Origin of the sequence: Yersinia aldovae ATCC 35236 (genome assembly GCF_000173735.1) — a bacterium.
Lineage (GTDB): Bacteria > Pseudomonadota > Gammaproteobacteria > Enterobacterales > Enterobacteriaceae > Yersinia > Yersinia aldovae.
Window position 1 is genome coordinate 31,691 of sequence record NZ_ACCB01000026.1, and the last position, 22,757, is coordinate 54,447.

Here is a 22,757-nt window from a genome sequence, read left to right on the forward strand (position 1 = left end):
AGCAGGCTATAATAGCTATTTGATTCCTCTTATTTTTTACGAAGTGTATAACATGACTAAACAGACTCCTGTCGCCGATGTTATTTATTACAACGGCACGATTTACACGGCAGATACGAATAACACGGTTTGCAGCGCAATTGCGCTAGGTCAGGGCTACATTCTGGCAACCGGCGGGGATGAAATTAAACAGCAATTCGCCGCAGCAGAAACCCAACTGATCGATCTGGCTGGCAAATTTATGATGCCCGGTCTTATTGACAGCCATATGCACCCGTTCTGGGGCGGTAAACAACTGATTGGTTGTAACCTAAATTATGCCGCGCTAGGTGTTGAACAGACACTGGATATTATTCAAAAGCACCTTGATGGCGATCCTTTCAAAGGCGAGAATGACTGGCTGACCGTGCGCGCCTGGCAGCGTCAGGCGATGACACCGGTCGGTGCCGATATGAGCCGCGCCGCGCTGGACTCACTCAATACTCGCCGCCCGGTCGCCCTGTTCTCGAATGACTGCCACACACTGGCGGCCAACAGCCGTGCACTGGAGTTGCTGGGTATTGACGAAAATACCCCAGTGCCACCCGATGGCAAAATTGCTCGCGATGCGAACGGTAAATTGACCGGTATTTTGGAAGATGCGCCCGCCATGCGCGCCTTTGACAGCATTCCCTCCGCGACGCCTGAAAAAAATGTGCAGATCGCCGCCCATGTACAGCAAGTGCTAAACGCGCAGGGTGTCACCACCGTAATGGATACCCGTGTTTTTGCCGAACAACTTTTGGCTTTCAGTAAGTTGCATGAGCGCGATGAATTGACGCTGCGGGTGCTTGGCGCCAAAGAAGTGACGCCAGATAGCCTGCAAGGGCCAGAGGATGCGGCTCGCGTGGTTCAGGACGTAGTTGAGTTTGGCCGCCAATGGGGGTGCCGTGAATGGGTTCCTGCACCGGGTTTTGCCGTCGACCATCTCAAACTGTTTATTGACGGAGTGTTACAGCCACCGACCATGACCGCCGCGCTGTTGGAGCCTTACCGCGCCAATTGTGGCACCGCCCAACAGCCTGACTGGCAAAATACCGACCATTATGGTGACCTCTATTTTACAGCACCCGTGGTCAATGCAGTGATTGTGGAATGCGCCCGCGCGGGGCTTCATCCTCATACCCATACGGTGGGGGACGGTGCTATCGAGATGGTACTGGACGCGGTGGAACAGATGCGTGCCGCACTGCCCGGTAAAGATATCCGCCCAGGGTTGGCACATAACGAGCTGGTGGCCGCGCATCAATATGGCCGTTTTGCCAAGCTCGGTGCGACTGCCGTACTCTCTTTCCAGTGGGGAGGATTGCCGGGTGTGCTGATTGATGAGGAGCGCGAAATGCTCGGCGAAGCACGTTTCGAGCATATGGAGCCAGCCGCTCGTTTCCTCGATGCAGGTGCGCGTATAGCTTATGGCAGTGACTGGCCGATTGACCGACTTGATGAGTGGTACAACCTGCAAGTCGGTATGACGCGCCGCGCATGGGATCTTGACGGCAATCTGGCAGGCCCTCGGCTGGATAATGATCGGAACCTGACGCTAATTGAGACATTACGCTCAGCAACTATTGATGCTGCTTATATGATTGCGAAAGAGCAATACATCGGCTCATTGGAAGCCGGTAAATTCGCCGATATCATTATTCTGGAAAATAACCTGTTTGCGCAGTCACCGGAAACGATTTACCAAACTCAGGTGAACTCGACGTTGGTTGGCGGTAAAGTGGTTTATCAGGCCACTGATTCGATTCAATAAACGGCAGTTAATCCCCCCTAATCATTGATACAAGTCAGTGATTAGGGGGAGCGCCCGTAGCCAATAACGTGGCGGCGCCAACCATAAAGGGGATGGGCTTTCAAAGCGCCTGCCCTTGTGTCAAAATCCGCTCCTTTGTATTTTACAGTTGCATAAAAATGCAACTTAACGGTGCTTGTTTTCGCCAGGAGATGATACGGTAATGCCACAAAATATTCAGTTGCGCAGAGTGCTTAAAACCCCCGCGCTGGTCGCTTTCGGGCTTGCCTACATGGTGCCATTAGGCATCTTTACTACCTATGGACAGGTGACCGTATTAAGCCAGGGGCACCTCCCCGTTGCCTATCTGGTGACCGTCGTCACCATTCTGTTTACCGCCCTCAGTTATTGCCGGATGACCAACGCCATGCCGTTATCAGGTTCTGCCTATTCTTACGTTCAGCGTAGTTTTGGTGGAAAACCGGTTTCCTGGTGGGTTGGGCGCAAATTTTGGATTATCTGTTCCTGCCCATCCTTAATTACCTGGTTTTAGGCATTTTCTTGCACGAGGCATTTCCGGCTATCCCCGCTCCGGTCTTTATTATTGGTTCTATCGTCAGTGTCAGTTTGCTCAATATTCTCGGGGTGCGGTTACTCACTTCAGTGAATTTTACCCTGATTGCCGCACAGATGATCTTTATTGTGCTGTTTATTGCACTCTCGTTTAGTCAGGCAGATTTAAGCCCTGAGGCACTGATGCAGCCATTATTGGTGAATGGCGGTGACTTCTCCGGCTTGCTGTCTGGCGCGGCGGTGCTCTGTCTGGCCTTCCTTGGCTTTGATGCTATCGCTACGATGGCAGAAGAAGCGCATGATGCTAAGCGAACGCTGCCACGCGCCATTCTGTTTACCGTCATCAGCGCTGGTGCCATCTTTATCGCCGTTTCCTATGCCGCGCATTTGGTTTATCCCGATTGGAAGTCGTTGATTCCCTATCAGGATACGGCCAGCCTGATTATCTCAGAGCATGTGGGTGGCAAGTGGATGTATAACTTCTTTATGGCCACTTACCTCACCGGTGTTTATGCCTCGGCGATGACCGCGCAGACCAGTGTTTCGCGCATCTTCTATGCTATGGGCCGTGAAGGGGTGCTGCCGCGCAAAGTGTTCTTCCATCTGCATCGCAAGTTTCATACCCCGTGGCGGGCCATCCTGTTTGTCGCAACCATCTCATTGCTGGCACTGTTCCTTGACCTGAATTTAGTGGTATCGATGATAAGTTTTGGTGCACTGGGTGCGTTTACCTTCGTCAATCTGAGCGTGATAAAACACTTTATTATCAATGAGAAACGCCGTGGCGCGGCTGCCATGTTCAAATACGGGTTGCTGCCAATGCTGGGGTTTGTGATGTCAGTCTGGCTGTGGCTCCATCTTGAGCAGCGCGCGCTTGAAGTGGGCTTACTGTGGCTACTGGCGGGCTTTATTTACTTGCTGTGGCTGACGCGCGGCTGGCGAAAATCGCCGCCATCAGTGAATCCGGATGATATTTCGCATCTATTGTAATGAAAAAAAGAGTTTATAAACCGATTAGATAGGCGACCACTTGGTTTTAACTTTGTCCGCAATACCCTATAGGTTTTAGGGTGCAGGGAGGCAGCAAGCAAGATACAAATTGGTCGGGAACCGATTTGTACAGCATTTATGCTAGCCCGCAGGGTGAGCCTCAAGGATGAGGCTCATTAATCCCGATGAGTCTATTTATTGTAAGTTCAACAACCAGTAAGTAATTCGGGTTATCTAGAGCAGCCGACACACCTGCAACTTGAAAGATGACAGGTATTAACCGCGGCGCGCGCTGCCGACGGCCTCACCTAACTGCCACACTGCCATCGCATAATGGGTGCTGTGGTTGTAACGGGTGATGGTGTAGAAGTTAGGTAAACCATACCAATACTGATACCCCGTGCCAACATCCAGACGCAGCAAGCTGGCTTCCTGATAATCCCCCAGCGAGTTGGCTGGGCTTAACCCTGCCGCTGATAATGTTGATATAGGGTATTTAGTCTTAAAGCCGTTATCAAGGTACAGTGCTTGCCCATTGGCAGGCACCGCGACCACAGCCCCTTTGGTCCAGCCATGCGATTTGAAATAGTTGGCAACACTGCCGATTGCATCCACAGGATCCCATAAATTCACATGACCATTACCATTGAAATCAACGGCATAACTTTTAAATGACGATGGCATAAATTGGCCATAGCCCATCGCGCCGGCGTAAGAACCACGCAAACTGAGCGGATCATTACCCTCAGCGCGGGCCATCAGCAGGAAGGTTTCCAGCTCACCGGTAAAATACTCCGCACGGCGTGGATAGGCGAAGGAGAGCGTTGCCAGTGCATCAATAATGCGGGTTTTACCCATAACCCGACCCCAACGCGTCTCAACCCCGATGATACCGACAATAATCTCCGGCGGCACGCCGTATACCTCATACGCACGTTGCAAAGCCTCTTCATGCTGGTTCCAGAAGTTCACGCCATTTTGCACGTTATCAGGAGTAATAAACTGTTTACGATAGCGGTTCCAGGCCCCATTCGGGCCGGAAGGCCGCCCTGCCGATGGCGCTTGTTTATCCATCAGGCGAATGACCCAATCTAACTTCTGAGTCTGCGCCAATACATCATGCAGTTGTTGAGGTTCAAAGCCATGTTCGCGCACCATTTTATCCACAAAACGGGCGGTATCCGCGTTATAGGCAAAATCACCGTTTTTCACATGACCTACATGTTGTGGCTCAAGTAAAAAACCGCTCTGAACCAGGCCGCCCGAGGGTGTAGCCGCAACAGGAGACGTCGGCTTGCTACTACAGGCTGACAGCAAAATGAGTAAGGGGAGAACCACAGCCAGATAGCGCATTGAATATCCATAAACCATGCAAAAATGTGATAGCTATGTTAAGTCATTGTCTGGCGCGAACAAACAGGAAAATGCTGCGATATGATGAGTTTTTTACAAATATACTGCGATGCAATACCGGTGGTGTTGTCCAAGACTCAGTACATTCCCACGTCCTATTCACCTCAGATAACCGCGTTAAAAATGAAACACCACGACAATAATAGGAATCATTTTCACTATCATTGTGAATTTCTTTCTATACAATTGTGGTGTTTTGTCTTTGCCTGGCAACCCAGTTTACTTCTCTGACCTTTTAAAAGGATGTCGCTATGAAGTTACGTTTCTTTTCTCTCGCCCCTATCGCTCTGCTGGCGTCCTCCGTATTGCTGGCATTTTCTGTGAATGCTGCGTCAAACGATGAAGGCATTGTGGTTTATAATGCCCAGCATGAAAATCTGGTAAAATCCTGGGTTGAGGGTTTCACCAAAGATACCGGCATCAAAGTCACTCTGCGTAATGGCGGAGACAGCGAGTTAGGCAACCAACTGGTTCAGGAAGGCAGCGCATCACCTGCCGATGTTTTCCTGACCGAAAACTCCCCGGCAATGGTTCTGGTGGATAATGCAAAACTGTTCGCCCCTCTGGACGCGGCAACGCAGGCGCAGATTGCTAAAGAGTATCGGCCTGAACATGGCCGTTGGGTCGGTATTGCCGCGCGTAGCACCGTGTTTGTCTATAATCCGGAAAAAATCAGCGCAGCGCAGTTGCCTAAATCAATCATGGATCTGGCAAAACCGGAGTGGAAAGGCCGCTGGGCAGCTTCACCATCAGGTGCAGACTTCCAGGCAATTGTCAGTGCCATGCTAGAGTTGAAGGGCGAGAAAGCCACGTTAGAATGGTTAAAAGCCATGAAAAACAACTTTACCGCCTATAAAGGTAACAGCACGGTAATGAAAGCGGTCAATGCGGGCCAAATTGATGGCGGCATTATCTATCACTATTATCCTTTTGTTGATCAGGCGAAAACTGGCGAAAATAGCGACAAAATTAAGCTGCATTACTTCAAACATCAGGATCCTGGCGCGTTCGTCAGTGTTTCTGGCGGCGGTGTATTAGCCTCTAGTAAGCACCCGCAGCAAGCTCAAGCATTCGTAAAATGGATAACCAGCAAATCGGGCCAGGAAGTCTTACGTACTAACAATGCCTTTGAATATGCTGTTGGCGTTGATGCGGCATCGAATCCTAAACTGGTTCCACTGAAAGAATTGGATGCTCCGAAAGTAGAAGCATCAAATCTGAACAGCAAAAAAGTGGTTGAACTCATGACTGAAGCGGGCTTGCTGTAAGGCAGCCAACTGACTGATAAAAATACTTTTAAACATCCGCCGGTTCTGTGATCAGACTGGCGTTTAACCAGCCGAGCGTCTTCACCTATTATGGCCAATATAAGTACCGATACTGCTGCGTTTTCAGGCCGTAATACAACGTTTCGGCAACATAACCACCGCCCGGCAACCGGGATGGTAGTTATTGCTATCCTGCTTTCATTAGTAGCATTGCTGCCATTGGTATTTGTTATTGGTATTGCAATTGATACTGGCTGGTCAACGGTCAAAGCTCTGGTTTTTCGCCCTCGAGTGGGCGAACTATTGACCAATACCGCTTTACTGGTGGTTTTCACTTTACCGCTTTGTGCCACGCTCGGCGTTGCGCTAGCCTGGCTTACCGAGCGAACGACCCTACCCGGCAGGCGTATCTGGTCATTACTGGCTATCGCACCGTTGGCAGTACCGGCGTTCGTACAAAGTTATGCATGGATTAGCCTGGTACCATCGATGCATGGGCTTGCCGCCGGCGTCTTCATTTCAGTCATTGCTTATGTGCCCTTTATCTACTTACCTGCTGCGGCGGTGTTGCGCCGCCTCGATCCAGGGATTGAAGATGCCGCGGCATCCTTAGGCAGTAAACCCGTGACAGTCTTCTTTCGTGTCGTGCTGCCCCAGTTAAAATTAGCGATTTGGGGCGGTTCACTACTGATAGCTCTGCACCTATTAGCGGAATATGGGCTGTATGCCATGATCCGTTTCGATACCTTTACCACCGCGATTTTCGACCAATTCCAATCCACATTTAATGGCCCTGCGGCAAATATGTTGGCCGGGGTTCTGGCGCTTTGCTGTCTGGCTCTATTGTTAATGGAGGCCACCACCCGAGGTTACAACCGCTATGCGCGGGTCGGTTCTGGTAGTGCCAGAAGCCAGACGCCTTACACGATGAGGGGAGCTACCACCTTACTGTGCCTGCTATTGCCTCTGACACTGTCAGCACTCTCGCTCGGCGTACCCTTTATAACCCTTATACGTTGGCTCTATATTGGGGGCATCGATGTCTGGTTAAATCCTGAATTGCTACCTGCGGTCAGGCAAACCCTGATATTGGCCTTGAGTGGTGCGGCCATTATCACCTTGTGCGCGGTGCCAATGGCCTGGCTGTCAGTACGTTATCCAAGCCGATTATATCGTGTGATGGAAGGGTGTAACTATGTGACCAGTTCGTTACCGGGCATTGTCGTGGCACTGGCGCTGGTCACTATCACCATCCGACTTGCTCGTCCGTTGTATCAAACCGAGTTTACTATTTTGCTGGCGTATTTATTGATGTTTACGCCACGCGCCTTAATCAGTTTGCGGGCCGGTATTGCACAAGCACCGGTCGAACTGGAAAATGTCGCCCGCAGCTTGGGGAAAACACCCACTCAAGCGATATGGAGCACCACCATGCGGCTGGCGGCCCCCGGTGCTGCAGCAGGCGCTGCACTGGTGTTTCTCGCCATATCCAATGAACTGACGGCCACATTACTCTTATCACCGAACGGTACTCGCACACTGGCGACGGGTTTTTGGGCATTAACCAGCGAAATTGACTACGTCGCCGCAGCCCCTTATGCACTGTTGATGGTGGCGCTTTCACTGCCGTTAACCTGGCTTCTTTATTCTCAATCTCAACGTACGGCAGGATTATGAGCACGCTTGAACTCCAGCGAATCGGTAAGTCTTACCAATCTGTTACCGTTTTGGACCACATTGATTTGCACGTAACGGCGGGGAGCCGTACTGCTATTGTCGGGCCTTCCGGTTCAGGAAAAACTACGCTGTTGCGGATCATTGCGGGGTTTGAAACCCCCGATCATGGCAAGGTTATCTTACAGGGAAAATCGGTATTTGATAATTCAACCCATGTACCCGCGCATAAAAGAGGCATTGGCTTTGTGCCACAAGATGGTGCTCTGTTCCCACATTTCACCGTAGCAGGCAATATTGGTTACGGCTTGAAAGGGACAAAACAGGAAAAAACACAGCGGATTGGTGAACTGATGGAGATGGTGTCACTGGATAGGCGATTATCCGCACTGTGGCCCCATGAGCTTTCTGGTGGGCAGCAGCAACGCGTCGCTCTCGCCAGAGCGCTGGCTCAGCGCCCGGTGCTAATGCTACTGGATGAACCCTTCTCAGCACTGGATACCGCGTTACGCGCCTCAACCCGTAAGGCCGTGGCCGAACTATTGGCGCAGGCCAATATCGCCTCAATTCTGGTGACTCATGATCAAACAGAAGCCCTGTCGTTCGCTTCACAAGTTGCGGTAATGCGTGCTGGCAAGCTGGCACATGTTGGCCCGCCGCAGGAACTGTATCTGCGGCCCGTTGATGAACCGACCGCAACATTCCTTGGCGAGACACTGATTCTCTCAGCACATATCGACGCGGGTTGGGCTGATTGCGTATTGGGTCAGGTGAGTGTTGACGACATGCAACGTCGTGGTCTTACGCGGATTATGCTGCGACCAGAACAAATTACCATAACGCCCTTGCCTACCGGACATCAATACACACCCCATTGTTTGGCAAAAGTTATCAATATTGATTTTGCCGGGTTTATCTCGACACTCACCTTGCATATCGTTGGCAGCGACGAAACCGTAGAAATCAAAACGGTCAGCCGGGAAGGTATTAATATTGGCTTGATGGTTGATCTGACCATTATTGGTCAGGCACATGTATTCCCTAATCGATGATGTTGTTACTGGTAAATATCATTCGCTTTATAATTTAGGAGACTCTTTTATCCATCTCGTAGCTAATTTTTCGCTGACGCAGCGCCATTGAAGGATAGCCAGGCTATGCCGGTTTAATCCCTTTTGAAATAATTCATTGCGTCTCGGTGAGATTTTTAGACTGATGCCGCAACCTGCGATACTCCAGCAAAGTCAGTACAATAACCATAACATCCAAAGCGGTGATCAGTAGTAGCAGCATTGAGTGCGTAAAGGTATATCGGTAGAGTTGGTAAACGATAAATAAGCTAAAAATAACAATGGCTGCGGGATAGTAACCCAATTTTTCATGCCATAATCCGATAATAATCCATAATTTAACAACACCGTGGATAATTAGATAGAATGCGGCAAAATGTAAACTGCTAATAGAAAGACTTTGCGCCACATGTTGCAGGTAATTGACGACCACATCACCATGACCTTCGATAAAATCGACCCGCGTGATGCGATGCAAAATATTTAGCAGGAACTGCGGTGTGACAAAATAAGTCAAAATACCGGTGATAATCTCTATCACTGCCAGTATCGCTTTGAGCAGTAAACTTAACTCAAAAGCGGCGTGGATATTCTGCTCACCAGCGCTATTTTTACCATCAAATCTCTCGTTCATATTCAACATAACGTTGATTTCCTACAAGCCAGTCGGTGAAACCCTCAACTGAATATAGGATAACAGCTTGAATGGTGAAGGTTAAAGCACCACATTAGTCAAATATCACTCACCAACTCAGTAGTCATATTAGGATGTAATTACTGCTTTCAACCAGGTCACCCATACATCTTGTGTTTGGCTGCTCCCCGCCGAATTGCACTAATATTGTCAGTCAGGTTGTCACTCTAGCCACAAAGTGACGTGACGCGAAACAACAATAAAGCTCAGCCACGGGTGAATAAACTGATGATGACGCCCAGGTATTTTGGGCGTCATTAGCTAAAGATATTTACTTAGCATCTTTGCCGTATTGTGGTGAACGTGGGCCATACAATAACCCGTTAGGCGTTCCTGCGGACAGCATCCGGGTACTGGTAATACCGGCAATATCATGGCTTTTATCCGCAATGGTATTGCTAATCTGCGTCACCGCTGCCTGCACCAGCAAACCAATGATACCGCCAGATGAATTATCCCCTTCATTGCTGGAAGCGGTCGCACTGCCACTCCACAACAATTTGCCTGTTTTTAGATCGATCAGTTTGGCATTAGCTGTGACGCGGGTGTCGCTGGTGATCACCTGATAAGACGTCCCATATTGCACTACAGTGATGTACAGCGCCGCATCAGCACCAAAAATCTTGTGCAGCTTCGCGGGGCTAACAGCACTGATGTCGCCCGCATGAGTCATTCCATTTTGTTTGAATGTTTCCTCAACAACCGCAACGGGCAGCACATAATAACCGGCTTCAGATAACGGATAAGTCACCTGCGACAACATGCCGTGACTGGCTTCAACCTCAGGGGATTGGTTCTCTGGCAACAACACCAAAATACTTTTAGGTTTGCTCTGTTTAAAGGCAGAATAGTCCTGAATTGGCTTGGCACACCCGGTCAGTAGTAGCGCCATCATAACCGCGCATAACGCAAAAAGAGATTTCATTTAAATGCCCCTTTATCCTTGCTCATGAGAAAATCCATAAACGGCGCAGACTCAGGGAAGGCCGCTTTCTCCCGATTAAACTCAGCTATTGCCAGGTCTGGGTGGGCAGTATTGGCATACAACATCCCCAAATGGGCATGTAAGCCCGGAGGCACCGGTATACCTTTAGCGCGAGACTTCTCAATATTCTCTTTTAAGGCAGCAATTTGCTGCTCAGGGCTGGCATCAGATTTATAGTATTCATAAATCGTTGATTGGTAGTTCTCCCAGTTATAAATAGGCTTCGGCGCGGTAGCGCAACCGGCTAAAACAGCAGCAGCCAGCAACAAAGACAATTTGGGTATTAATTTCATATTTCGGTATCCATACACATTATAGTTAGCGTTATTTCGCAGGCTGCCAGGTGCCCGATTCAATGCCAGCGACCAAGTTATTTACGGCTTCACGTATGGCTAAATCCAATACTTTGCCATTCAGCGTTGAGTCATAACTGGCAGTGCCACCAAAACCGATCACTTCACGGTTAGAAAGTGTATATTCACCCGCACCTTGTGAAGAGAACACCACTTCAGAGGTTTTCACATTGACGATATTCAGATTAACCTTGGCGTAAGCAACCTGAGATTTACCGCGACCTAAGATGCCCCATAGTTGGCGGTCACCCACTTCTTTGCGGCCAAACTCAGTCACATCCCCGGTCACCACATACGTTGCACCTTTTAGCTGCTGGCTCTGGCCTGAAATTGCGGCTTCTGTTTTCAGCTCTTCCATATTGGTGCGTTCTAATACATTAAAACGACCCGTTTGCTGTAAATGTGTCACCAGAATAGTTTTTGATTGGCTCCCCAACCGATCTACACCATCAGAGAATAATCCGCTCATATAACTTGAACGATTATCAAATTTACCCACAGAAATAGGGCTGCGAGGACCACTATATTGCGTGCCGTAGGAAGCAACTTTAGCAACATCTAGCGTTCGCGATGATTCCGTAGCACAACCACTCAATAATAATGTGACTATAAATGTAGAACTCAATAGTATTCTTTTCATCATTGACAGAAATTCCTCAATAAAAAACTAAAAATCACAATTAAATAAGATGAATGTTTTTAAATTTAGCTTAAACACAACAAACATCTCTTTTCAGATATAAAATAGATAGTAACTACACGTCACTATTAGCGACGACGGTAATTTTTATCTTTTATTTGAAAGGGTTTTGGTTGCGGAATAATAACAGATCTGCATTCTATTTAGAATTTTTTACCACAATGGTTTCATGAACGTTTAGATTAATCATAGGAAAATTATTTTTATTTAAAGTAAATTATTTATCATTGTACTTTATATAACCCTCTGACTGTGGATAAATCGTATGAGGCCATGTTATATGCTCAATACATTTCGATAGCATCCTCTGGATGTTTTTTCTACAATTAACAGGGTAAATCACACGCCAATATTCTACGGCATGGGTAAATCAACACACTAAATAAGTCACCTGATTTGGATAAATACCAGTACAATGCCGCAACTTATCGTATTTTCCCCACAGGAGTGAGCGCCGTGTTCAGTTATCCAGCCAGTTATACTTTTGATGAAACCAGCGGAGAATACCATATCCACTACCGCGATTTCCCTGAATTGGAATCGGTGACCTACTCCTCCGAAGACATTGAGCTGGAAGCGCAGGATGGCATTAAAAACGGTATCGCCGCTGAGATGGAAGAACGTCGCCCCGTTCCGGCTCCATCAGCACTGCAACCCGAGGATATCGCCGTCCATGTACCTATTCTGGTGCGCCTGAAAGCCGAATTGCATAATGCCATGTTAAGCACTGACACCCGTAAAGCTGATATGGCACGCAAACTTGGCTTGAACGCAGCGCAAATGGATCGCCTGCTGGATATTTTCTACGCATCTAAAGTTGAAGCATTGGAACAAGCCCTGTATTTACTGGGTTTAGAGGCTGATGTGACCGTACGGAAAATCGGCTGACTTGGTGGATATCCGCGAGGTTGGCATAAAGATTAGCCAATAGAGTAACAAATTGTTATTTGACGATAATTTAAAAAAACGTTAATAACGTCACACTTCAATATATTGGCTAACATTATTTACAGTTTCTGTATGAAATTGTGATCTGATGCATAAAATTACAGTATTGAAATCTCTACTCCATTGGGATTACATTAGCGCGATCCTGTCGTAGCCCCTCACTGGGTTGGATCGACATTTCGGATGTATCTCAGATTGATAGCGAGCCGGTTATGGTGAAATAGCAGCAATTGATTGAAGAGTCATTCATTCACATTTGATACTCAGCATAGTAATTTGGATTGTTACTGGCGAAGTAGCTCCAAAGGGAGTTGTTCAGTGAAGTATTTCTTTATGGGTATCTCGATTATGTTGGTGGTTTGGGTTGGCACCTTCATGATAATGGTCGAGTAATAATGGCTCAAATCATCGATCACCTGACATAGTATAAAGGGCGCATTCGCGCCCTTTATCATTTTATGCGAGCAGATTATTTACCTGGCATCATTCTACGTAAGGTATCATCGCGGCGAATATAGTGATGATAAAGCGCCGCCACCCCATGTATTCCAATCACAAAATAACCTAAATTGGCAATTAGCTCATGTGTCTGTTTCAGATAAGAACGCGCTTCATCATTGGGTATCACCCACTGCGGCACCTGCCATCCCAGCAAGAACCAGGTCTTTCCACCATAAGCTTGCGCTAAAACCCCCAGTACCGGCAGCGATAAAAACATAAGATATAAACCCCAATGCAGAATCTGAGCGCCTAACAGCTGCCAGTCAGGTAATTGTGGTGTGATCCGCGGAATAGGGTTGCGATGACGTAGCCAAAGCCTCGCCAGCATCAATATCCAGACCGAAATGCCAAAATTAAAATGCAGATTTTTCACTAATGCTCGATCTTCATCCGGCACAGAATCACTGAGTAACATTGCTGAATAGGTCAAAGAAATCATTAGCAACGTTAACCAGTGCAGGGTTATTTGAGATAAGGAATAGTGATTTTTCATGGCAGTGCTCCGCATAAGTCACACATAATAAGTCAGTATGGTGCAAACAGATGAAGAGAACATTAAGCGCGGGTGAAGAATAAGTATTCTGTTCTGACCGGCAGCTTAAGTCACCGGCCAGAATATACCCGTCATACTTCAAACTACATAGGTGCTGGCGACACTCACTTACCCGATGTCAGCAAGCCATCAGCGCGGAACATATTTTTAATTCCGCGCACTGCCTGACGAATGCGATCCTGATTCTCAATCAGAGCAAAGCGCACATGGGTATCACCATAATCACCAAATCCAATCCCCGGTGAGACGCAGACTTTCGCCTCAGCCAGCAGGCGTTTAGCAAATTCGAGCGAACCTAGATGCGCATAAGGTTGTGGAATTTTAGCCCAAACATACATTGAGGCTTTTGGGTTTTCAACCATCCAGCCTGCCTCATGCAAACCGCGCACCAATGCATTGCGCCGCTGGCGATATTGCTCAGCGATATCACGGACACACTGTTGGTCGCCTTCCAGTGCAGCAATGGCAGCGACCTGCAATGGAGTAAATGTGCCGTAGTCGTGATAACTTTTGATACGCGCCAGTGCATTGACCAGTTCCGGATTACCGACCATAAACCCAATACGCCAGCCCGCCATATTGTAACTTTTCGATAAAGTGAAAAACTCCACCGCGATATCTTTCGCCCCCGGCACCTGCATGATTGACGGTGCTTTCCAGCCATCATAAACGATATCGGCATAGGCCAGATCATGCACTACCAGCACGTCATACTGTTTTGCCAGTGCCACTACACGCTCGAAAAAATCCAGCTCTACACATTGTGCCGTCGGGTTGGAGGGGAATCCGAGGATCATCATTTTCGGCTTAGGGATAGTTTCACGAATAGCCCGTTCCAACTCACCAAAGAAATCAATACCTTCAGTTAGCGGCACGGATCGCACCTGTGCCCCGGCAATCACCGCACCATAAATATGAATCGGATAACTCGGGTTCGGCACCAGTACAGTATCGCCGTGATCCAGGGTTGCCAGCATCAGGTGGGCCAGCCCCTCTTTCGAACCGATGGTGACAATGGCTTCACTTTCAGGATCGATCTCCACTTGATAGCGATCAGCATACCAGCGCGAAATCGCCCTGCGCAGGCGTGGTATCCCGCGAGAGGTTGAATAACCGTGAGTATCTTCACGTTGGGCGACGCTGCACATTTTCTCAACAATATGCGGCGGTGTTGGGCCATCCGGGTTACCCATACTGAAATCAATAATATCTTCACCCCGACGGCGCGCGGCCATCTTTAGCTCAGATGTAATGTTGAAAACATAAGGTGGAAGGCGGTCAATACGGGTAAAACGACGAGCAGGGTGTTCAGCCATAATTTCCTCGGAATACGTAAGCGCCCGGACCGTCCGAGCGACGCTGACCCGCAAAAGGTCTGTTTATGAACATATCCCAGCGCCGAACCGGTGTCGAGTGGCTGATCATAATTATCTAACTCATCGGAGTTCTGCGCTATAGCGCAAACTCGCACTCAAGCATTCCTAGCACCCAGTCATCGCACCACTGCCCGCCGAGCTGAAAGTTATCACGCAAAGTACCTTCCAGTTGAAAACCACAGCGCTCCAGCAGATGCCGCGACGCATCATTCCCGACGGTAACAGTGGCTTTCATTTTATGAAATTGGCATTGCTGAAAACCAAAAGCCAACACGGCCATCAATGATTCTTTGCCAAATCCTTTTCGCTGAAATGGTGGCAACATGGCATATCCCACTTCAGCTTGTTGTAACGGCAGCCATTCAGGTAAAAATCCGGTAAGTCCGATGGACTGCCCGCTCTCTCTTTCCCTAATAGTTAAACATAACCAATGAGTTGAAGTTTTCACCCAAGGCATCAGGCGGGCTTCAAAACGGCGGCGAATTTCAGCCACATCCATCTTATCGGCAATATACCGCTGGACATCCGGGTCTTGGTATAGCTGTAAAAACAGTGGCCAATCCTGCTCGACAAGGCTATCTAACCGCAATCGAGGCGTCCGTAATGAAATAGGGGGACAGCTAAACATCGGAATAACTGGTGCCATTCTTCCCTCAATATGCAGCGGTTGGTGATAAATAGAAGAATTGAAATTAAAGAGGAAATTTTCACCTAACCTCATCCCTTTATTGTTCTCTATTTTAGCTAAATAATGTTCACTTCAAGATAACAAAAAACACACAAATGGTCAGCAAAGCTTCACTTTTACGACAGCCCTCAACCCTACAGCTATCGGAGAATCAGCATTATGGCTTCATTACACATAGACGATATTCCCGCAGCAATCAAAGCGGTGAAGCAACAGTTACGTCAGGAACTGCCTGATTATCAGCAGGTTTTCCAGTCGGTGGAAAATAATATTCGCCAGCAAGTCGCGGAGATCCGCCGCAGCCTGTCGCGGGGTGAGAACCCGGTTCCGCGTATTCACGCCGATGATATTATCAATGGCAAAGTGACAGAGGAACAAAAAGCACAAATAAGACAGCGAGGCTGCTGTGCCATCCTCGGGGTATTCCCAACCGAAAAGCGGCGGCCTGGAACCGTGAAATCGGGGATTATCTGGATCGCAATAACTTTGTTGAGCGCCTGAAAAATGCCGCTGAAGACAATTACTTCGGCACGCTGGCTGCCAGTAAACCACAGATTTACGGGATTTATTGGTCGACACCACAAGTCGAGGCTCGTCAGGATAAACGCATGAATGCGGTGCAGGTATTCTTAAATAATTTGTGGCAAACCGAGAGCAACGGCAAGCAACATTTTGATCCTAACCGCGTGGTGGCTTATGCTGATCGTACCCGTCGCCGCCCACCCAAATCGTCATCACTTGGCCTGTCACCGCATGTCGATGGCGGATCGATTGAGCGCTGGTTGGATGAAAACTTTCGTCATGTCTACCGCCATGTTTTCTCCGGCGAGTGGCAGAAATATGACCCATTTGCCGCTGATGGCCGGCCAGAAGTGCGTGAGTTCCCGTCGCCGGCGGTATGTTCAATGTTCCGTACCTTCCAAGGCTGGACAGCATTGACACCACAACGCACCCATGCGGGTACGCTAAATGTCATTCCGATTGCTAATGCAATGGCTTACATCCTGCTGCGCGCCTTGCAAGATGATGTGGCTGATGATGATTTGTGCGGTGCGGCACCGGGCCGTGCGCTATCAGCCACCGAACAGTGGCATCCTCTTTTACTCGAAGCTATTTCCCCTATTCCTGATTTGGAGGCCGGTGACACCGTGTTCTGGCACTGCGACGTAATTCATTCCGTGGAAAATGAACATAACGGTGAGTTTGATAGCAACGTGATGTATATCGCCGCAGCACCGTGGTGTGAAAAAAATGCCGCTTACCTGCCGCGCCAGCTTGCCAGTTTTCTTGACGCCCGTTCCCCACCAGACTTTGCAGCCGATGATTTTGAAGTTGATTTTAGCGGCAAAGCGACAGTCAACAACCTGACGGCCACCGGTAAACAACAACTGGGCATGGCCGAATAATCGTATCACACCTTTCCACACTGCCGGAGCCTCCGCTACGGCAGATATCCACGCCCGTCATCAGACAAATCGCACGGATAAAGTAGCCGCCAGCCACCATTTTCCTTATAGTTAACCGAATAAATTAGTTAGTCGCTTATTCGCACAGGGTTCCCATTGATCCCAGTGTAAACGTCAAGGCGATCGCCAAGAGAAAATCGCGTGCACCAAATATTTGAAATGTTACTGGCGGTATTTGATCGCGCCGCACTGATGTTAATTTGCCTGTTCTTCCTGACCCGCACCCACCTGTTCCGTCAGTTGTTGCAAAAAGAGAAGCACACGCCGCTGGAACTGGCTGCCGTGACAGCTATTTTCTCGTTGTTCGCTATTTTCGGTACCTATTCCGGGATTAACGTCGAAGGCTCTCTGGTTAACGTTCGGGTTATTGCGGTGATGTCGGGCGGGATTTTATTCGGCCCGTGGGTGGGGATTATTACCGGTATTATTGCTGGCTCCCACCGTTATCTTATTGATATAGATGGTATAATATCAATCCCTTGTTTAATAACCAGTATTATTGCTGGCCTGATGTCCGGTTATATCAACCTAAAAGTAAAGAAAGAGCGGCGCTGGAGTATGGGTATTCTGGCGGGCATGATTTGTGAATCACTCACCATGCTATTGGTGGTACTTTGGGCCAAACCGACAGCATTAGGCATTGATATTGTGTCTAAAATCGCGATTCCAATGATTTTAGGTGCGGTTTGTATAGGGCTGATTGTGCTGCTGGTGCAAAGTGTCGAGGATGAAAAAGAAGGCATTGCGGCGCGGCAAGCAAAACTGGCGCTGGATATTGCTAATAAAACCCTGCCCTATTTTCGTAATATCAACGGCGAATCATTACGTAGCGTATGTGAGATTATTTGCAACGATATTAAAGCTGACGCCGTCTCCATCACCAATACACAAAATATTCTGGCTTACGTTGGTGTCGGCGCTGAAAAGTATAATATCGGTCATGAAATCATCAGTGATATCACCAAAAAGAGTATTCAGCGTGGTAAAATAACCATTCGTAACAACGATGAAATGAATCGCACCCCGCAGATTCACTCGATGATCATTATCCCATTATGGGAGAAAGGTGAAGTAACCGGCTCGCTAAAAATCTATTACTGCCATGCCCATAAAATCACTTATTCTTTGAAAGTGATGGCTGTGGGGCTATCGCAAATTATTTCAACGCAAATGGAAGTCTCGCGCATTGAACAATTGCGTGAAATGGCCAATAAAGCGGAAATGCGAGCGCTGCAAAGCAAAATAAATCCACATTTTCTGTTTAATGCCTTAAATGCTATCTCGTCATCAATTCGCATTAATCCAGATACCGCACGTCAGCTAATTATTAATTTATCGCGCTATTTACGCTACAACTTGGAATTGAATGATGAGCAGATTGATATTCGTAAAGAGCTACATCAGATTCAGGACTATATCGCCATTGAGCAGGCCCGTTTTGGCAGCAAGTTGACCGTGATTTACGATATTGACGACGATATCTCGCTGAAGATCCCCAGTCTGCTGATTCAGCCCTTGGTGGAAAACGCTATCGTACACGGTATTCAGCCCTGCCGCGGTAAAGGTGTCGTGGTGATTGCGGTGAAAGACCACGACGATCAAATAAAAATTTCGGTAAAAGATACGGGTAATGGAATTAATCAGGAAACCATAGATAGCGTGGCAAATAATGAGATGCCGGGCAATAAGATCGGTTTACTGAATGTTCATCACCGGGTGCAATTATTATATGGTACGGGCTTACAGATACGTCGTATGGAACCCGGAACTGAGATCTCTTTTTATATCAGTAAAAATGGTGGCAAGCTCCATGCAGAACCGCGTATTTCAGCCGGAGTTTAATCCGTGAAAGTAATTATTGTTGAAGATGAGTTTCTGGCTCAGGAAGAGCTAAGTTACCTTATTCGCCAGCACAGCGGCATGACGATTGAAGCAACTTTTGAAGATGGGTTGGATGTCCTTAAATATCTGCAAAACCATCAGGTCGATGCTATCTTCCTCGATATCAATATCCCTTCGCTGGATGGTGTATTGTTAGCGCAGAACATCAGTAAATTCACCCATAAACCTTATATTATCTTTATCACTGCTTACAAAGAGCACGCGGTCGAAGCTTTTGAAATTGAAGCATTTGACTATATTTTGAAGCCTTATCACGAATCACGTATCGTCACCATGTTACAAAAACTGGAAGCACTGCATCGGCGTGACAACCAGAAGGGTGAAGCGAATAATAACGCCAGCCACCGTCCTGCCGCCCATACCATCAATTTGATGAAAGATGAGCGTATTATCGTAACGGATATCAATGATATTTATTATGCCGCAGCACAAGAAAAAGTGACGTTGGTCTATACCCGGCGAGCCGAATTTATCATGCCGATGAATATTACCGAGTTTTGTAGCCGCTTACCGGATGAATACTTTTTCCGCTGCCACCGCTCCTATTGTGTCAACTTATCCAAAATCCGTGAAATCGTGCCGTGGTTTAACAACACCTATATTTTACGGCTCAGCGATTTGGATTTTGAAGTCCCCGTCAGTCGTAGCAAGATAAAAGAGTTCAGGCAGTTGATGCGCCTTTAGAGGCATTTCATTCCTGCTGCAATGCAGCTCATTCCCGTTTTGATCTATCCTGGTTAGCCCGCCCGTATACTGGTTTCATTGGGCGGGCTGATAACACGTCACAGCAATATCTCCGGTGATTTATCAGCACGTAATTTTTAGGCATCCGACGCTATTGTCATCAATAGCCACTATTCGGGCCACATTGTGTTGATGTTTAAGGAGTCCGGCATGAGCAGTAAACCGGTTAATCGTTGGCTAATTGTTGTGGGTACCATCATTGTTCAGATGGGATTGGGCACTATCTATACTTGGAGCCTATTTAACCAACCTCTGGGGGAACAATTCGGTTGGTCACTCGGGGCCGTTGCGACCACGTTTTCCATCACCAGCTTCTCTTTGGCCTTCGCCACCTTATTTGCCGGCCGCCTGCAAGAGCGTATCGGTATCCGCAAACTGACGCTAATTTCTGGCATCATTCTTGGCTTGGGGCTGATTGCCAGCGCCTTTGCCACCTCACTGGGCATGATTTATCTGTTGGCCGGTTTTGTGGTTGGTTTTGCTGATGGCACAGCCTACATCACCACGTTGTCGAATCTCATTAAATGGTTCCCGGAACGTAAGGGGCTGATTTCTGGTATTTCTGTCGGGGCATTTGGTACTGGCAGCCTGTTATTCAAATATGTGAATACCAGTTTGATTGCCAATCAGGGCGTATCGCTGGCGTTCTTCTATTGGGGCCTTATTGTGATGGCTCTGGTGGGAGCCGGTTCATTCCTGTTACGGGAAAAAGTGGCCGCACCACAGGTTGCAAATAGCCTGCAACCTGCCGGAACGGGTCGTGATTTCAGTGTCAAAGAGATGTTGGCAGTGAAAGAGTCCTACTTCCTGTTTATGATCTTCTTCACCGCATGTATGGGTGGTTTGTATCTGATTGGTATCGTGAAAGACTTAGGCGTAGAACTGGCTGGAATGGATCTTGCCACCGCAGCCAATACCGTTTCCGCTATTGCTATCTTCAACACCGCCGGGCGCATCATCCTTGGCGCGCTGTCTGATAAAGTGGGCCGCCTGCGCGTAATCAGCTTTACCTTGCTGGTCACTACGTTAGCGGTATCAGTATTGACCTTTGTGCCGCTGACTCACGCGCTATTCTTCCTGTGTGTCGGTGCCATTGCCTTCTGTTTTGGTGGCAATATCACCGTGTTCCCAGCGATTGTTGGCGATTTCTTTGGTTTAAAAAATCACAGTAAGAACTACGGTGTTATCTATCAGGGATTCGGCCTGGGCGCGCTGGCAGGGTCGTTTATCGCCGCACGCTTGGGCGGGTATCACGCCACCTTTATCGTCATCACCGTGCTGTCAGTGCTTTCTCTGCTTCTGACCTTTATCATCAAACCACCAAAAGATGCTGCTACTGAGGCTGAAAACACACCAACTGCTGCGGCGGGCGTGACGGCTAATAGCCATGCGTAATGGGTGATGTTATTAAGTCAAAAAGCAGAGCCTTGGCTCTGCTTTCTTGTTTCTCCCGTTGCGAACAAAAAGCTTATAATTCATGCCCTAGCTTTTGACGCAAGTAGGCTCCTGCACCCAGTAACCCTGGTTGCTGATGAGTGATCATATAGACCGGAATATCTTGCAGGAAATCTTTGAAACGACCTTTATCTTCAAAAGCACTACGGAAACCCGATGCTTTAAAGAATTCCATAAAGCGAGGCACGATACCGCCTGCGATATAAACACCGCCGAACGTGCTGAGATTAAGCGCTAAATTGCCACCAAAACGCCCCATAACAACGCAAAATAGCGATAAAGCGCGGCGGCAATCAGTACAATTATCCGCCAATGCACGGTCGGTAATATCTTTCGGTGCCAGATTCTCCGGCAGCCGCTCATCAGAAATCACGATCGCACGATATAAATTCACCAGCCCCGGCCCGGATAACACCCGCTCAGCCGAGACATGCCCTAGCTCTTTACGCAGCACCGCCAGAATTCGGTCTTCCTCTTCACTGTTTGGCGCAAAATCCACATGCCCGCCCTCTCCCGGCAAACTTATCCAACGACGCGCCACATTGACTAAATGGGCCACTCCCAGCCCAGTACCAGCGCCGTATACCGCCACCGGTTTGCCCGGTTTGGGTTCAGTGCCACCAAATTGCAGAACGTCGTGCGCCGACAACACAGGAATAGCCATCGATACCGCAGTGAAGTCGTTGATCACTTCCAGATGATTCAGCCCCAAGCTTTGCTGCATGGCCGCAATAGAAAATGCCCAGCTATGGTTAGTCATCGCCACCCAATCTCCGGTAATCGGGCAGGCAATAGCAATACAGGCATCCGCAACATTAACCGGGTGCTCAGACAGATATTGCTTGATTGCATCTTCCAGTGTGTCGTATTCCAATCCTGAATATATCTTTGCTTGTGATATTTCGCCCGTTGCTACAGCGCAAAGCGCTAAACGGGCATTCGTGCCACCAACGTCGCCCACCAGGGCATAGGTCGTCATCAGAAACTTCTCCATTACAGCGATACTTAACGTCAACGATATCCACTGTAAAATCACACCAGAGAAACAACAATCCCAATGCACTAAACCCTTTCGCTTTGTGAAGACAGTCACATAAAAACGTTTCAGCCGCGCTGTTCTCTGCGGCTAAAGGTGAATAACCGGTAAATACTTAGCGTGAACTGCGCCCGTTTTCAGATGCAGGTTTCAGTGCCACAGGCTGACGAGCATGAATAATTCGCATACGCAGGCTGTCATAGGCCCAGTTATAAAGCAGAGTATAGGGTAGGAAGAACAGGAAGAAACCAATCTCTAACATAAATGCTTGTAACAACGAAATACCCAAGGCCAATGCCGCGATGGGTAAACCAATCAGAATAAACCCGCCTTCAAAACCTAATGCATGAAATACCCGCACCCGCAATGTTTTCGCGACCCGACTGACGGGCCAGAAGCGGTCGAACAGGCTGTTGTATACAATATTCCACAACATCGCCACCGAAGAGAGGATCACCGCCAAAGTCCCCATTTGCAGCATTGAACGATCCAGCAGCCATGCGCCAACAGGTGCACAAATAGCGACAGCAATGGCTTCAAAACCAATAGCATGGATAACTCGCTCAAAGAAAGATCTGTGATGAACTTGCATAA

19 protein-coding genes and 2 pseudogenes are annotated in these 22,757 nt (G+C 48.1%); 11 read left to right on the top strand and 10 right to left on the bottom strand.

Going from position 1 to position 22,757, the window contains the following annotated elements; translation table 11 throughout:
* Nucleotides 1-52 precede the first annotated feature (52 nt).
* Together YALDO0001_RS12850 and YALDO0001_RS12855 are read left to right on the top strand one after the other, a co-directional pair.
* The gene (locus tag YALDO0001_RS12850; protein WP_004703827.1) at nt 53-1,795 is read left to right on the top strand and encodes an amidohydrolase; all 1,743 of its coding nucleotides are present in this window, start codon (nt 53-55) and stop codon (nt 1,793-1,795) included.
* Between the two features lie 202 nt (nt 1,796-1,997).
* Nucleotides 1,998-3,337 (top strand): annotated as a pseudogene (locus YALDO0001_RS12855) (APC family permease).
* Nucleotides 3,338-3,613: 276 nt separating this feature from the next.
* Here the strand turns inward: YALDO0001_RS12855 and mltB are convergent.
* The gene (gene mltB / locus YALDO0001_RS12860) at nt 3,614-4,690 is read right to left on the bottom strand and encodes a lytic murein transglycosylase B (protein WP_004703830.1); all 1,077 of its coding nucleotides are present in this window, start codon (nt 4,688-4,690) and stop codon (nt 3,614-3,616) included.
* A gap of 311 nt (nt 4,691-5,001) precedes the next feature.
* Here mltB and YALDO0001_RS12865 point away from each other — a divergent pair, with 311 nt between their 5' ends.
* The 3 genes from YALDO0001_RS12865 to YALDO0001_RS12875 all read left to right on the top strand — a co-directional run bounded on the left by YALDO0001_RS12865 (nt 5,002) and on the right by YALDO0001_RS12875 (nt 8,744).
* On the top strand, nt 5,002-6,018 hold the full coding sequence (locus tag YALDO0001_RS12865) for an iron ABC transporter substrate-binding protein (RefSeq protein WP_004703831.1): 1,017 nt from the start codon (nt 5,002-5,004) through the stop codon (nt 6,016-6,018).
* A 90-nt stretch (nt 6,019-6,108) separates the two neighbouring features.
* Complete coding sequence (locus tag YALDO0001_RS12870; RefSeq protein ID WP_004703832.1) at nt 6,109-7,695, top strand: ABC transporter permease; 1,587 nt, start codon at nt 6,109-6,111, stop codon at nt 7,693-7,695.
* The gene (locus YALDO0001_RS12875; RefSeq protein WP_042840008.1) at nt 7,692-8,744 is read left to right on the top strand and encodes an ABC transporter ATP-binding protein; all 1,053 of its coding nucleotides are present in this window, start codon (nt 7,692-7,694) and stop codon (nt 8,742-8,744) included. Before YALDO0001_RS12870 ends, YALDO0001_RS12875 begins: the two co-directional genes overlap by 4 nt.
* Before the next feature lie 133 nt (nt 8,745-8,877).
* On the opposite strand, the gene YALDO0001_RS12880 is transcribed toward YALDO0001_RS12875, so the two are convergent.
* The 4 genes from YALDO0001_RS12880 to YALDO0001_RS12895 all read right to left on the bottom strand — a co-directional run bounded on the left by YALDO0001_RS12880 (nt 8,878) and on the right by YALDO0001_RS12895 (nt 11,437).
* A complete protein-coding gene (locus tag YALDO0001_RS12880) occupies nt 8,878-9,405 on the bottom strand; it encodes a DUF2127 domain-containing protein (protein ID WP_004703834.1) in 528 nt (175 codons plus the stop codon).
* Nucleotides 9,406-9,727: 322 nt separating this feature from the next.
* On the bottom strand, nt 9,728-10,381 hold the full coding sequence (locus YALDO0001_RS12885) for a DUF799 domain-containing protein (RefSeq protein WP_042840010.1): 654 nt from the start codon (nt 10,379-10,381) through the stop codon (nt 9,728-9,730).
* On the bottom strand, nt 10,378-10,734 hold the full coding sequence (locus YALDO0001_RS12890; RefSeq protein ID WP_004703836.1) for a DUF4810 domain-containing protein: 357 nt from the start codon (nt 10,732-10,734) through the stop codon (nt 10,378-10,380). The genes YALDO0001_RS12885 and YALDO0001_RS12890 overlap by 4 nt, the downstream gene beginning before the upstream one ends.
* Before the next feature lie 31 nt (nt 10,735-10,765).
* Nucleotides 10,766-11,437, bottom strand: a complete 672-nt coding sequence (locus YALDO0001_RS12895) for a CsgG/HfaB family protein (RefSeq protein ID WP_042840012.1) — start codon at nt 11,435-11,437, stop codon at nt 10,766-10,768.
* A gap of 513 nt (nt 11,438-11,950) precedes the next feature.
* Here YALDO0001_RS12895 and YALDO0001_RS12900 point away from each other — a divergent pair.
* Together YALDO0001_RS12900 and ypdK are read left to right on the top strand one after the other, a co-directional pair.
* The gene (locus YALDO0001_RS12900) at nt 11,951-12,382 is read left to right on the top strand and encodes a type II toxin-antitoxin system HicB family antitoxin (RefSeq protein ID WP_004703838.1); all 432 of its coding nucleotides are present in this window, start codon (nt 11,951-11,953) and stop codon (nt 12,380-12,382) included.
* Nucleotides 12,383-12,760: 378 nt separating this feature from the next.
* Entirely contained in the window at nt 12,761-12,835 is a 75-nt protein-coding gene (gene ypdK / locus YALDO0001_RS21320) for a membrane protein YpdK (RefSeq protein WP_086017141.1), read from the top strand.
* A gap of 76 nt (nt 12,836-12,911) precedes the next feature.
* Here ypdK and YALDO0001_RS12905 read toward each other — a convergent pair whose 3' ends face one another.
* The 3 genes from YALDO0001_RS12905 to YALDO0001_RS12915 form a co-directional block, all read right to left on the bottom strand.
* Nucleotides 12,912-13,436 carry a cytochrome b gene (locus YALDO0001_RS12905; RefSeq protein WP_004703839.1) on the bottom strand — a complete coding sequence of 175 codons (525 nt, stop codon included), beginning with the start codon at nt 13,434-13,436 and terminating at the stop codon, nt 12,912-12,914.
* Nucleotides 13,437-13,600: 164 nt separating this feature from the next.
* Nucleotides 13,601-14,812 carry an alanine transaminase gene (alaC, locus tag YALDO0001_RS12910; RefSeq protein WP_004703840.1) on the bottom strand — a complete coding sequence of 404 codons (1,212 nt, stop codon included), beginning with the start codon at nt 14,810-14,812 and terminating at the stop codon, nt 13,601-13,603.
* Between the two features lie 136 nt (nt 14,813-14,948).
* Entirely contained in the window at nt 14,949-15,500 is a 552-nt protein-coding gene (locus tag YALDO0001_RS12915) for a GNAT family N-acetyltransferase (RefSeq protein ID WP_231583068.1), read from the bottom strand.
* Between the two features lie 219 nt (nt 15,501-15,719).
* Here YALDO0001_RS12915 and YALDO0001_RS12920 point away from each other — a divergent pair.
* The 4 genes and pseudogenes from YALDO0001_RS12920 to YALDO0001_RS12935 all read left to right on the top strand — a co-directional run bounded on the left by YALDO0001_RS12920 (nt 15,720) and on the right by YALDO0001_RS12935 (nt 21,067).
* Nucleotides 15,720-16,966, top strand: a pseudogene (locus tag YALDO0001_RS12920) (DUF1479 domain-containing protein).
* A 201-nt stretch (nt 16,967-17,167) separates the two neighbouring features.
* On the top strand, nt 17,168-18,868 hold the full coding sequence (locus tag YALDO0001_RS12925) for a sensor histidine kinase (RefSeq protein WP_004703844.1): 1,701 nt from the start codon (nt 17,168-17,170) through the stop codon (nt 18,866-18,868).
* A 3-nt stretch (nt 18,869-18,871) separates the two neighbouring features.
* Entirely contained in the window at nt 18,872-19,612 is a 741-nt protein-coding gene (locus YALDO0001_RS12930; protein ID WP_004703845.1) for a LytR/AlgR family response regulator transcription factor, read from the top strand.
* A gap of 210 nt (nt 19,613-19,822) precedes the next feature.
* Nucleotides 19,823-21,067, top strand: coding sequence for an L-lactate MFS transporter (locus tag YALDO0001_RS12935; protein WP_042840015.1), 1,245 nt, complete (start codon nt 19,823-19,825; stop codon nt 21,065-21,067).
* A 73-nt stretch (nt 21,068-21,140) separates the two neighbouring features.
* Here the strand turns inward: YALDO0001_RS12935 and glk are convergent, their stop codons facing one another.
* Both glk and YALDO0001_RS12945 read right to left on the bottom strand, forming a co-directional pair.
* On the bottom strand, nt 21,141-22,106 hold the full coding sequence (glk, locus tag YALDO0001_RS12940) for a glucokinase (protein ID WP_042840017.1): 966 nt from the start codon (nt 22,104-22,106) through the stop codon (nt 21,141-21,143).
* A 172-nt stretch (nt 22,107-22,278) separates the two neighbouring features.
* On the bottom strand, nt 22,279-22,755 hold the full coding sequence (locus tag YALDO0001_RS12945) for a multidrug/biocide efflux PACE transporter (protein WP_042840018.1): 477 nt from the start codon (nt 22,753-22,755) through the stop codon (nt 22,279-22,281).
* Nucleotides 22,756-22,757 lie beyond the last annotated feature (2 nt).

Bases quoted from the DNA above. Each gene is read 5' to 3' on its own strand.
- YALDO0001_RS12915 (WP_231583068.1), bottom strand. From the start codon at position 15,500: ATGTTTAGCTGTCCCCCTATTTCATTACGGACGCCTCGATTGCGGTTA.
- mltB (WP_004703830.1), bottom strand. From the start codon at position 4,690: ATGCGCTATCTGGCTGTGGTTCTCCCCTTACTCATTTTGCTGTCAGCC.
- YALDO0001_RS12905 (WP_004703839.1), bottom strand. From the start codon at position 13,436: ATGAAAAATCACTATTCCTTATCTCAAATAACCCTGCACTGGTTAACG.
- alaC (WP_004703840.1), bottom strand. From the start codon at position 14,812: ATGGCTGAACACCCTGCTCGTCGTTTTACCCGTATTGACCGCCTTCCA.
- YALDO0001_RS12890 (WP_004703836.1), bottom strand. From the start codon at position 10,734: ATGAAATTAATACCCAAATTGTCTTTGTTGCTGGCTGCTGCTGTTTTA.
- YALDO0001_RS12945 (WP_042840018.1), bottom strand. From the start codon at position 22,755: ATGCAAGTTCATCACAGATCTTTCTTTGAGCGAGTTATCCATGCTATT.
- YALDO0001_RS12850 (WP_004703827.1), top strand. From the start codon at position 53: ATGACTAAACAGACTCCTGTCGCCGATGTTATTTATTACAACGGCACG.
- glk (WP_042840017.1), bottom strand. From the start codon at position 22,106: ATGACGACCTATGCCCTGGTGGGCGACGTTGGTGGCACGAATGCCCGT.
- YALDO0001_RS12865 (WP_004703831.1), top strand. From the start codon at position 5,002: ATGAAGTTACGTTTCTTTTCTCTCGCCCCTATCGCTCTGCTGGCGTCC.
- YALDO0001_RS12885 (WP_042840010.1), bottom strand. From the start codon at position 10,381: ATGAAATCTCTTTTTGCGTTATGCGCGGTTATGATGGCGCTACTACTG.
- YALDO0001_RS12880 (WP_004703834.1), bottom strand. From the start codon at position 9,405: ATGTTGAATATGAACGAGAGATTTGATGGTAAAAATAGCGCTGGTGAG.
- YALDO0001_RS12935 (WP_042840015.1), top strand. From the start codon at position 19,823: ATGAGCAGTAAACCGGTTAATCGTTGGCTAATTGTTGTGGGTACCATC.
- YALDO0001_RS12870 (WP_004703832.1), top strand. From the start codon at position 6,109: ATGGCCAATATAAGTACCGATACTGCTGCGTTTTCAGGCCGTAATACA.
- YALDO0001_RS12875 (WP_042840008.1), top strand. From the start codon at position 7,692: ATGAGCACGCTTGAACTCCAGCGAATCGGTAAGTCTTACCAATCTGTT.
- YALDO0001_RS12895 (WP_042840012.1), bottom strand. From the start codon at position 11,437: ATGATGAAAAGAATACTATTGAGTTCTACATTTATAGTCACATTATTA.